Consider the following 11,571-nt stretch of genomic DNA (forward strand, 5'->3'; position numbering starts at 1 on the left):
CTCTTATTGACAGCAGATGCTCCCCATGTTAAAGTCTTCAAAATACTTATCGAATGAACCTTGCTTATTGCAAAATAATTTTACAAAGAAGAAAGGATGATACGGTGAAACGTGAACTTGTCAAAAAACTACCTAAAATTGAGCTACATTGTCATTTAGATGGATCTATCCGTCCTGAGACCTTAAGAAAAATAGCAGAGCAACAAGATATTTCTTTGCCTACAGATGATGGCCAATTAAAACAACTATTGGTTGCACCTAAAGATTGTCAAGATTTAAATGACTACTTAAAACGATTTGAATTAGTTTTAACTTGTCTGCAAACAGAAACGGCTTTACAAACAGCAGCCTTTGACATTATCAGCCAAGCAGCTGAAGAAAATATTCAATATATTGAAGTTCGCTTTGCACCATCTCTTCACACTGAAAAAGGTCTTTCTTTACCGAAAATAGTCACCGCTGTTTTGGCTGGTCTTAATCAAGGTCAACAACAATTCGGTGTAAAAAGTAACGCACTTTTATGTGGCATGCGCCATGAAGCGTTAACAGAAATTGAAAAAATTGTCCACTTAGCTGAAGAATTCAAAGAAAGTGGTGTGGTAGGATTCGATCTTGCAGGAAATGAAGTAGATTTCCCACCGTATACCTTTGAGGAAACATTAGCATTAGCCAACCAATTAAACATCCCTTTAACACTTCATGCAGGTGAATGCGGTTGTGGAAAAAATGTTGCCGATGCTGTTTATTTAGGCGCTAAACGAATTGGGCATGGTATCGCCTTAAAAGACACGCCAGAATATTTTTCACTAATAAAAGAAAAAGATATTTTGATCGAAATGTGTCCCACAAGTAATTTCCAAACAAAAACAGTCACTGACTTAGCGGACTACCCTTTTCAATTGTTTCTTGATTCTGGTATCAAGGTTTGTATCAATACAGATAATCGTACAGTATCTGATACAACCTTGACTGATGAATTCATGAAACTGCATGAATGGTACGATATCACTTATACAGATATGGAACAATTGAATCGAAATGCCATCGAGGGGGCTTTTATCTCTAATAACGAGAAACAAGCACTTCACGAGCAATTGACGACTGGTTACCAATTAGATTAAAAACTCTATTACGAAAAAGCGTAATGAATCTTTATTAGATTTGTTACGTCTTTTTTACTGTAAATCCAAAAGACACTTTCCAACATCTGGAAAGTGCCTCTAACTATAGATTTACAGCATTTAACATCTACCCTCCAACAATCCCCATTTGATTAACACCAATAATTTGCCAATCATAAATTCTTGCTGTCTTTCCATTTTGCTCAGCTTTCTCTAAGGAAAGTTTCACGTATCTGGCTTCGACTAGCTTAATAGCATCTTTACTACTATCTTCCGTATTATTTCTACGTTGAACAACGGTCATCCAGTTGTTCCCATCACTACTTACTGAAATATCGTAATCTCTAGTATTCCACTCTGAACTTTCACCGCCTGCACCAGCGTGGAACAGTTCAAAACCAGCAATCGTTTTTTGCGCCCCTAGATCAGCAATCATCCAAGGTTTATCACTGCCATTATCACACCACTTTGTGTTTAAATGCCCATCTAAAGCAAAAGGATAACTTTCACGCTCATTTGTATACCCAGAACCTTGCGTAGCAGTTGTTGTTGGTAATACTGATAGATTTTCTATTTTAATTCCACTATTTTGATCATAGACATGCAAATAGTTTTCTTTAATAATCTCGGTCTCACCTGATGCATTGACTGCCGTTGCTTTTACTGTATAAATACCCGCCTTAGCAAAGCTCAAAGAGACTTCCGTACCAGACGTTTCTTGCGGCGTAGCTCCAAGCACTTCCCAGTTAACTGTTTCTGTTGATTTAGAAACAGTTGCTGATAAAGTAATGGTTTCTCCCACTGAAATCAGTGTACTGCTAGCATTGATCCCTATCTCTGGTTTTTTTAGTGATTCAAAAGTGTAAACTGCAGAAGCTCCCTTAGTTCTATCTTCCCGACCGTAATAATCAACTGGAATAACTTGATAATTTGCTATATCTCCTGTTCGTTTTTGATTTAATAATGTATACGCATTATTTGCTGTTTCACCTTCAAATTGTAATTGACCATCAACTTCTCGATAAATGCGATAAGAAACTGTATTTTTCCCTTTCGTGTCCCAACTCATGCGAATACTTTCTGTTAAATCATCAACGATTGTTTTACCAGTAAAACGAACACCACTAACACTGCTGACAGAAGTTGCTTTTTCTTTACCAATCATCATTTGACCTAAATGAATCGTCGCTGGTCCCGTCTGAGTGTTTTTCAAACTCAAACCAATCGTTGTAATGGTCTGACAAACAGCTGGTTTTAATGAATACGTGGTTTTCACCCAACCGTTCTCTAACATTTGCTGATTCCCTTTGATAACTAAAGGCTTGTCTTTTCCTTTCATTTCTATAACTAAAGAAGCCTCATCTACACCTTTTGTTACAACAGATGCCGTTTCAGAAGTACTAACTTTCACTTGAGAGGCATATAGTTTGATAGAGCTTGTTTTCTCTGCCGTCATCGGACCCGACAATTTGATAGAAGAACCCCCATTAAATGCGTCTTCATAACTGATTGTCGCGCCAAGTTGATTACCGGCATCATTATCAATGACCCAGCGATAGGTTGGCATAACATCTTGAATACTGCGATTATTGAACGTTCCGTCTTTGACTTTTGTTCCATTCTGATAAAAAGCATCCCCATTACCGACATTGAAATTCGTTAAAAACGGTGTACTTGTTATTGGTGATTTTTCAACAAAATAGCGAGAAACACCTTGCCATTCATTTTTAGTACTAGCTACTGAACGAGGGTCACCTTGCGGGTTGATCCACAGTAATTTTTCGTTCTCCCAGTATCGGTCAATATCATATTGTCCGCCATCCCGCAACGTCCAATCTGGAGCATAGAGTCCTAGAGAAACAAACGGTTGCCCATTGCTTCCTAAAATACTACTTGGTTTGCGCCAACTATTTACACCATTTGCTTGAACATCGATTCCAGCGAAAAGATCATATGGATCACGTTTTAATTCTGCCGCTTTTGTTCTAGACTCTTCCAATCCACGCCAACGAAAATCAATAAATAGTTTATCAGATACACGTTTTTTACCGTCTTGAAAATAGCCCTGATTTTGTTCATTCAGCGCACCTTGCCATGCGACGTTACCACTAGGGATCATGGAATCATACCAAATAACTTGTTGATTTTTCGGCTTACGCGCTTGCATATAACTTAAAAACTCTTTCATGGCACTAGCTGTTTGTGCATCAACATTGGTTTCTTGGTTGATGAACCACCCATCGAAACCATACGCTTTCGACATTTCCAAAAGCTTATCCGCCATCGGAAAATTGCCTTTGCGGTCTTTTTGTACAAGTTGTTCTACCCACTCACTTTTACCGCCATAAGCTTCTGGTGGAAAAAAGACTGTTCCAACTACAGGTACACCATTTCTATGAGCAGAATCAGTCACATCTCCGCTTGGCGGAACAATGATCCCTTCACCTGAAGAACCTGCCCAGGCAACTAGGGTATCCACATATTGCCAATTGGTAAAATTATAGATAGCTTTGTCTGTTCCTCCTTGTGATGGTGTTCCTTTTGTATGTCGATTCACTATTGCAATTGACAAAACTTTTGCATCGGTACTCTGATCAACATTGATTTTTTCCCCTTTAACCCGAGTTCTTAAAGGTACTTTAGAAACATTAAACAGCCCATCAGCATCAGTTTTAAAACTCCAATTTAACAATGTCTCGGGAAATAGTGCAGTCGATTCAGGCGTTCGATCGACTATAGGAATGCCCGTTTCTTGACCAATCCTAGTTTCAGATGCTTCCCCATAAACAGTTGACGCGAGCAGCACATTCGTTCCCAAGGCAAGTGCAATAGCTGCTGCTGAGTAACAAAACACATTTTTCCAATTTTTTTGTTTCAATGAATGAACCTCCTTTTGGTTATTTGCCTAAGTTTCAACATTATTCATTCTTACACAAAATGATAGCGCTTTCCAACCGAGTTATAAATAGACAAACTATAGTATTATTATCAAAAAGTATAGGTGTCATTTGATTTTAAAAAAACAATCGCTGAACTAACGAGTACTAAACTCCTTATTTCAGCGATTGCCGTTACTCCATCTTATAAAAATGATGAGAAATACCTTCCATTAGTTTGATAAGATCACTTAAGATTTCTTTTTCATTTTTAGCATCTGGTCTATCACACCAGACAGCTAAAGTTGCACCTTTAACTTGCATTCGATCCCTGGAAGAAACCCATTGATCTGACGCAAACATATTGGGGTGCCAATCGTCTTTTATTTTCTCAGACACAGGATAAGTATATCCAGCATTTTCACCAAGTACGTAATAAAGATAGTTATCATTGAAATTAATCACTGAATACCCTTTATCTAAAAACATTTGTACAGGTGCCATCTCCTTTTGCCATTTGGTCCAGTAGGTAATTTCAGCAGCTTTTGTCAATGAAGAAGATCCTTCATTTCTAAAAAAGGCATCGTTCCAGACTCTTGGTATAAATCCATGATCACTAACAAACGTTGCAACCTTATTAACATAGGCTTCAAATTTTTCCAAGCCATTATCAGCTAACGCCGGGTACTGCTCAAGTTGTTCAAAATCAACAAACTCATCTCCGCCAATATGAAAATAACGACTATCAGCAAACAAGTCCATATATTCTTGATACAACGAAAGTACAAAAGATACCCCTTGTTCATTTGTAATATCTAACGCTGACGGCACTTTTTGATACTCACCCTGTTTCGTTATCATGGTCAACTGCCACTCAGGATGCTTTTTCAGCAAGTGTTCCATATGCCCTGGTGTATCAAAATCAGGTATTATTTCAATGGATAGATAAGAAGCATATTGGATGAGCTCTTCTATCTCTGCAACGGTCAAAAACTCAGCCGAAACAACTTCTGGGTAATGCACGGACTCAATCCGAAAACCTGTATTTTCTGAAAAATGCAGTTGTAGATAATTAAACCCATATAATGACATTTGTTCTAACATCTGATGCAAAATTTCTGGAGAAAAATATTTCCTACCGATATCCAACATCACGATTCGTTCCGCTAAGCTCTCCTGCATTTTTCCTGACTCGATTTTAGCACCATTTTTTAATTGATTGGCTAAATGCATCATCCCTCGAAAAGCGGTTAAGGGATTTCCTGCTAGGATCATCAAAGAATCAGCGGCGTCTATAACAAAAGAATCCTCCATCTTCGATGAAAACAAAACGGTAACTTCCGCCTCTTCAATCGTATCAACAAAAGAGATTTTTTTATTTAATAACTGCTTATATAGATGGCTAACTCTATTTTTTTCTCCAGCAAACCTCGAATCTATAAAAAAATGAATCGTCTGCGCCTCATACAAAAGAGTAGACTTGTTTCCTTTCACTTTAGACTCTCCTGTTCTTTCGCCAACAATAAACATCCCATCGTCCCGCTATTATCACCTAGATCACAGCCGACAATGTATTCCTCTAAATCAGGCAACTCAACATAACCACCTAATTGTTTTACAAGAGATTCACGAATTTTGGGAAAGAGGTGCTGTTGTTTCATTACACCACCGCCCAAAATAATTTTCTCAGGCGATAGTATCAACGTGTAGTTCATTAAAGCTTGAGCTAGATAAAACGCTTCTATCGCCCAAACATCATGAGTCCCTTCCAACAATTGACCTTTCACGCCTGTTCTTTTTTCCAAAGCCGGACCAGCAGCTAACCCTTCTAGACAATGAGAATGATAAGGACAAGTACTTTCTAATGTATCATCTGGATGACGCGCAACAGAAATATGTCCCATCTCTGGATGACTAAACCCTTGCAATACATCGCCATTCACAACAGCACCACCACCAACTCCTGTTCCAACCGTCAAGTAGATGCAGCTTTGTGTATTTTTCCCAGCGCCTAAATGCATTTCGCCGTAAGCCGCTGCGTTAACATCTGTCGTCCAAGCAATTGGTATATCATAACGTTTTTTTAATGCGCCTAAGAAATCAACATTTTTCCACCCTAACTTTGGTGTAGATGTAATATAACCGTACGTACTTGATTGACGATTGACATCAATGGGGCCAAAAGACCCCACACCAAGAGCTTTTAATTGATAGGCATCAAAAAAAGCAAAGACTTGCGCTAGTGTTTCTTCTGGCAAAGTAGTTGGCAAACTGATTCGCTCAACAATCTGTAAGTCTTCATCCGCTACAGCGCAGACAAATTTAGTCCCGCCAGCTTCAATAGATCCATAGTATTCCATCTAAATCCTCTCCTTATCGATCAAACCCAATCGTACGAATTTCATATGGCTCCACTCTTGAGTCAACTACTTCATTTTGTCTTTCTTCCAACAAATTCAGTAAAGCATCCTCTTTTTTACCATTTTTCTCTATAATTACATCTTCTGCTTCTTCACTCATATTAAATCCTCTGACAACTAGACATTGATTGTTTTCGCTATTTTTCACCGCTGTTATCGCAAATGTATTTCCTTCAACCGTCAAATAAGCATCTTGTGCTTTCAGCTGACCTGAATGTCTTGTTGTTTGTTTGATACTAAAAGGAATTTGGGCAGCATATGCTCGTTGATAGGTAGCATAACGTTCTACGCCTGCTCCATGAAAATCAATTCCATAATTAAACGTATGCTCACCTAAACATTGCGCTTCAGGCGTTGGGAAATACCCCCAGTCACCCATCTCGCCAACTGATCGTAAAAGTGTCAAAGCAATCGTATTACTCTCAGGTAAAATTTCATATTCATTCAAACCAAAATTGGATACCGTTATTCCGCCTTTTTCATCGTGAATATTAACAAAAGCATGCTGATGTTGGGGATTTGTTGGATTCTCCCAACTTTGACTTACTTGATTTGGTCGTTTTACCACTTCATAAATACTGTCAGCTTCGTGGGTATCGGCTTGTAGCCCTGTAGGAAAAAGCATTCTCAGACGATGATCTTTCATTTGATTATCAAGAGTCGTTTCAAACTTCAAACCAGTAGAATTTTTTTCCATCGTTACAAGGGTTTCGACTGTTAATTCTTTCATTATTGCCGAGCGTCCCGCTTTTCGGTAGCGGAAATCAACAACAGCTTTTTGTTCTTGCTCTAATAACTCATCAGCGGATTTTGGAATCCTCATGCGTTGAATGATTTTTATTTGGGTCATAAAAGGTTCATCTTTTACAACAGAGATTTCCGCTGGATGACCACTTGATAAGATAGGCATTTCTCCTTCTGGCTGTTTAAAAATGTATTCATTTCCGATATCTCCCGTATCTTCAAGAGTTAGTAAATGATCATAGGTTTTTCCTGAATTTTTATCTATTACCTTCAAGGTGCCATCTTCATTGATTGTTACATGCAAGTAACTATTTTCCAGTATATGTTTCTCTGTATTTTTGAGCATAGATGTCGACTCTAGCTCTTTGACTTTCGTTTCTTGTAAGGCAAATGTTTTCCATGAGAATGCTGGCAGATCATCTATTGGTAATTGAATTTCCACATATTTAGCCATATAAGGTACTCTAAAACGATCTTTTGGCAACTCATAATCAAAACAAACTTCTGGTTGTGATATCGTTGCTGGTATTCTTTGACCTTGACTATCAACTACCTCAAAAATAGGTGTAACGCTATCTGCTAATTCTTGCCATAATTCATTTGGTACGCCTTCTTTAAAAAGTTTTCTAGCTATTTCTACTTTTATTTTTACAATTTCTGATTTCTGATAACCTGAAGTATTAAATACAACAAATGGGTAACTTGTTTCGGAGAATTCTTCTGTATTGACTGACTGTGTTAATTTTGACAACGCTTCTTCTGCCAAATATTTACCAACCTCATTCGCTTTTTCAAATCTCGGAACCATTTCCCGATGCACTTCATCCACTGAACAACCACAAATGCTGTCATGGGGGTGATTTTGCAACAATAGTTTCCAAGCGTACTCTAGCTGATCATGAGGATAATTCTGAGTTAAATCATACGCCATAGCTGCCAATGGTTCTGTTACATTTTCCAATTGTCGCTCTACTTTTGTATTCCATTGCTTTAAATAAACCCTTGCAGAAGCCGTATTGGCTAAGGTAAACCACCCATCTGTTTCTTGGCTAGTCAGCTCCCCATAAACGGTTCCAACTGTTTGTGGCAACTCTTGACGAACTTGCTTTAAGTACTCATCAAAATTTGAATGGACAAACTCATAGTCTGGGAATAATTCATTAGCTAAAGCAATTGCTTTGGTAATATCTTTTTGGACTGGCTGATGATCCACACCATTCATCATCAATAAATGATCAGTGGAAGCAAATTTTTCAGCATCTCCTAATTTTTCCGTCCAGAATGCTAATGCCTCTTCTTTTTCAGCAGGAATCTCATTCCCATTACTATACCAATTAGCAAATAGCAAACCTAAGACAGTACTGCCATCTGGTCCTTGCCACCACATTTCTGAATACTGAGACGTATAGTTTTCGTCATCTAAAACTTCATTGTTAAAGCCAACGGGTTTTACACCTCTACCAAAAGCCGCCGCATCCAAACCTGCTTGTTTCATCATTTGCGGCGTTTGCCCCATATTCCCAAATGTATCTGGGAAGTAGCCTAACTTCACAGGCGCTCCCCATTTTTCACTGTCCTTTTTACCAATCAGCATATTACGGACATTGGATTCAGAACTAATTAGAAAATCATCCTGTAAAATGTAAAATGGTCCTATTCGTAATTTCCCATCTGTGATTGCTTTTTGAACAGCAGATTTTCGTTCTGGTCTCACTTGCAAGTAATCATCTAAAATGATCGTCTGCCCATCTAAATGAAAACTTTCAAAAGCTGGATCAGATTCGATGAGTTCTAATACATCGTCCATCAACTCCACTAAACGCATATGGTGTTGTTCGTAAGGCATGTACCATTCACGATCCCAGTGAGAATGAGAGATAATATATACTTTTTTCTTCATGATTTCACGCTCCATTTTATTTTTTTATCGTTCAACACGAATATCGAAATAATCCATCACCAGCTCACAAAACATCATGTTCGCCCAAGAAAACCATTCACGTGTATAGTTTGAGGGATTATCTACGTCAAATCCTTCATGCATTAAATGTGTACCGCCATCATTTGCAACTAAAGAATTCAATATTCGTTCTTTCTCAGCTTTATCCTCTGTCGTCATGCCTTCCATCGCTAGAGCAATCGGCCAGATATAATTTTCTGGCGTGTGAGAACTCCCAATTCCTTTAGCGTATTTCCCTTCATAAAAATAAGGATTTTCGTCGCTCAAAATCGTTTTTCTTGTCGCTTGATAGGTGGGCTGATCGACCGATGTATAACCCAAATAAGGTGCTGAAAGTAAATTAGGAATATTGCTGTCATCCATAATACTGGCATTGCCTAAACCATCTACTTCATAAGCATACACAGATTCGCCTGCTTGGTTTTCTGTTTGACCAAATTTTTGGATTCCTGACTCGATTTCTTCTCTCAATTTTAACGCTTGCTTCACCACTTTTGGATCTGACAAGATTTCTGTAAAAATTTCTTCAATGTAACCTAAGATTACTACTGCAAACATATTTGAGGGGACTAAATACCCATAACGGCAAGCATCGTCACTAGGACGGAACCCTGACCATGTCATACCTGTTGGTTTGATTTGTGTCCCTCGTCCATTATTGGGAAGAGTATCTTCTAAGCGAGTAGTATCCCTCTCAAAGGTGTATGGCGAATGTTGATGATCTTGCTCCGTAGTGAATACAGTTAAAATCTTTTTCACTCCTTCAACAAAATTTTCATCAAATTGCGCTTTGCAACCAGTATTTTTAAATAATAAGTAGGCTAATTGCACGGGATAACAAAGTGAATCGATTTCATATTTTCTTTCCCATATCCATGGATTCATCTGTGTATGATCTGTTTGATGTCCGGCTTCGTTAGGTGCTTCGTTAAAAGCGTTCGCATAAGGATCGATAGTGATATAGAAAAATTGGCGTTGGACTAACCCACAAATCATCTCCGTTAATTCCTCATCTTCTTTTGCAACTACCAAATAAGGACGAACTTGAGCTGTTGAATCTCTTAACCACATCGCTGGAATATCTCCTGTGAGTAAAAATGTCGTACCGTCCGTTTGTTTTTTTACCGTTGTCGTTAATGTATTTGCAAAAGCGGCATTGAAATTTTCAGCCCAGCCAGCATGTTTTTCGCCACATAACTGAGTGATCCTATCCATAAAACCTTGAACTGAGTCTGGTATTTTTTGATAAGTCATAATTGCCTCCTAGTTAATTGATATATCATTTCACAACGAAAGTATATGCTAATGAAAGCGTTTTGTCTAGTGTTTATTCTGATGTTTTTAAATTGAACTCTTTTTCCATCTATGTTAAACTAACGATAATGATATATCATTTCACATTTAGGAGAACAACTATGTCAAAACCTTTATATAAAAAAATTATTGATGATTTATTGAAATCTATCGAGATTGGGGAATTACCAGAAAACGCACAACTCCCGACAGAAAAAGAACTATCTCAAAAATATGATGTCAGTCGGATCACATCTAAAAGAGCTCTTACAGAACTAGAAAATCAAGGGTTAATCTACCGAATTCAAGGCAAAGGTAGTTATGTCCAAAAACGTAAACCAATGAAGAAAAAAGTAGCTCGTATTTTATTTTTAATCCCATTTGTTAATGACCTTTCGTTGGGAAATTTCAATGAAGGTCTTGCACCCGTGACAAATGAACATCACTACGAAGTGATTATGTCTTCAGCAGAGTTCTTAATCAATAAACAAGCATCAGATATCATCGAAAATTTTGATGGAATGATTTACTACGCTCATAACACCGAGGACTTTCTGGATACTTTATTTGAGTTATCTATCCAGCAATTCCCCGTAATTATCTTAGATAAGAAAATTCATGATCTGCCTTATCCCACTGTTCAGTCAGATAACTTTTCAGGTGGTGAAATGGCAACAAACTATTTAGCCGCACAAGGCCATCAACGAATCGCCTATATTTTTGGCGAATCCACATTACCTCAATCTGTTAGACAGCGTTATTTGGGGTATATCCATGGAACGAAAGAACAAGATTTAACTTTCCACACAGCATTAACAGATAAACAAGCATGTTTAAATGATAATGTAATTGCCTATCTGCGTGAAAATGCCATTACAGGTGTTGTGTGTGAAAATGACTTAGTTGCGATTTCTTTGATGAATCAAGCCAAACGAGTAGGCCTTGATATACCAAATCAGTTGTCAGTCATTGGATTCGATAATATCCAAGCAGCTGCCTTAGTTGATCCATCACTAACAACTATTGCACAAGATTTCAAAGGAATGGGACAACTTGCTGGTAAGATGCTAATTGAGTGGATTGAAAAGCAAGTAATCCCTACAGATCAACAAGTCCCAGTCAAACAAATCATTCGACACTCAACAAAGGAGAACTAA

7 protein-coding genes are annotated in these 11,571 nt (G+C 38.0%); 2 read left to right on the forward strand and 5 right to left on the reverse strand.

Features of this window, described 5'->3' with window-relative positions; translation table 11 throughout:
* Positions 1-104 precede the first annotated feature (104 nt).
* On the forward strand, positions 105-1,121 hold the full coding sequence (add, locus tag BCR23_RS10790) for an adenosine deaminase (protein ID WP_141706737.1): 1,017 nt from the start codon (positions 105-107) through the stop codon (positions 1,119-1,121).
* Between the two features lie 127 nt (positions 1,122-1,248).
* Here the strand turns inward: add and BCR23_RS10795 are convergent, their stop codons facing one another.
* The 5 genes from BCR23_RS10795 to BCR23_RS10815 form a co-directional block, all read right to left on the reverse strand.
* On the reverse strand, positions 1,249-3,999 hold the full coding sequence (locus BCR23_RS10795) for an endo-beta-N-acetylglucosaminidase (protein ID WP_069635495.1): 2,751 nt from the start codon (positions 3,997-3,999) through the stop codon (positions 1,249-1,251).
* A gap of 193 nt (positions 4,000-4,192) precedes the next feature.
* A complete protein-coding gene (locus BCR23_RS10800; protein WP_069635496.1) occupies positions 4,193-5,491 on the reverse strand; it encodes a family 20 glycosylhydrolase in 1,299 nt (432 codons plus the stop codon).
* Positions 5,488-6,357 carry an ROK family protein gene (locus BCR23_RS10805; protein ID WP_069635497.1) on the reverse strand — a complete coding sequence of 290 codons (870 nt, stop codon included), beginning with the start codon at positions 6,355-6,357 and terminating at the stop codon, positions 5,488-5,490. The genes BCR23_RS10800 and BCR23_RS10805 overlap by 4 nt, the downstream gene beginning before the upstream one ends.
* A 13-nt stretch (positions 6,358-6,370) precedes the next feature.
* Positions 6,371-9,061, reverse strand: a complete 2,691-nt coding sequence (locus tag BCR23_RS10810) for an alpha-mannosidase (RefSeq protein ID WP_069635498.1) — start codon at positions 9,059-9,061, stop codon at positions 6,371-6,373.
* Between the two features lie 24 nt (positions 9,062-9,085).
* Positions 9,086-10,375 carry a glycoside hydrolase family 125 protein gene (locus BCR23_RS10815; protein WP_069635499.1) on the reverse strand — a complete coding sequence of 430 codons (1,290 nt, stop codon included), beginning with the start codon at positions 10,373-10,375 and terminating at the stop codon, positions 9,086-9,088.
* A gap of 161 nt (positions 10,376-10,536) precedes the next feature.
* On the opposite strand from BCR23_RS10815, the gene BCR23_RS10820 reads away from it, so the two are divergent.
* Positions 10,537-11,571, forward strand: a complete 1,035-nt coding sequence (locus BCR23_RS10820; protein ID WP_069635500.1) for a GntR family transcriptional regulator — start codon at positions 10,537-10,539, stop codon at positions 11,569-11,571.

The organism is Enterococcus quebecensis (genome assembly GCF_001730365.1).
In the GTDB taxonomy this organism is placed as follows: domain Bacteria; phylum Bacillota; class Bacilli; order Lactobacillales; family Enterococcaceae; genus Enterococcus_L; species Enterococcus_L quebecensis.

What these genes read in the sequence shown, in the direction of transcription:
- BCR23_RS10805 (WP_069635497.1), bottom strand. Translation starts at nt 6,357, where the DNA reads ATGGAATACTATGGATCTATTGAAGCTGGCGGGACTAAATTTGTCTGC.
- BCR23_RS10810 (WP_069635498.1), bottom strand. Translation starts at nt 9,061, where the DNA reads ATGAAGAAAAAAGTATATATTATCTCTCATTCTCACTGGGATCGTGAA.
- BCR23_RS10815 (WP_069635499.1), bottom strand. Translation starts at nt 10,375, where the DNA reads ATGACTTATCAAAAAATACCAGACTCAGTTCAAGGTTTTATGGATAGG.
- BCR23_RS10820 (WP_069635500.1), top strand. Translation starts at nt 10,537, where the DNA reads ATGTCAAAACCTTTATATAAAAAAATTATTGATGATTTATTGAAATCT.